This is a genomic window from Psychromonas arctica (genome assembly GCF_038155225.1).
Classification (GTDB): domain Bacteria; phylum Pseudomonadota; class Gammaproteobacteria; order Enterobacterales; family Psychromonadaceae; genus Psychromonas; species Psychromonas arctica_B.
Map to the genome: position 1 here is coordinate 1 of NZ_JBAKBA010000420.1, position 210 is coordinate 210.

1 protein-coding gene is annotated in these 210 nt (G+C 33.3%); it reads left to right on the forward strand.

Going from position 1 to position 210, the window contains the following annotated elements:
- Positions 1-4 precede the first annotated feature (4 nt).
- Positions 5-145 carry a peptidoglycan-binding domain-containing protein gene (locus V6255_RS19440; protein WP_425355962.1) on the forward strand — a complete coding sequence of 47 codons (141 nt, stop codon included), beginning with the start codon at positions 5-7 and terminating at the stop codon, positions 143-145.
- Positions 146-210 lie beyond the last annotated feature (65 nt).

Below are 210 nucleotides of genomic sequence, written 5' to 3' on the forward strand. Positions count from 1 at the left end.
TCGAGTGTATGGGGTATCTGAAAACCCTAAAAGTCGCTTTGATTCGAAATTGAAAAATACAGTGATTGAGTTCCAAAATAATAATAATATAGTTGCGGATGGCATTGTTGGTCGACAAACATTAATGCCTTTAGTACAACAGTAAGATACAACAATACCTTCAATATTGTAGAGCCATTATGTCCACCATACTAAAAGCATTAGAAAAAA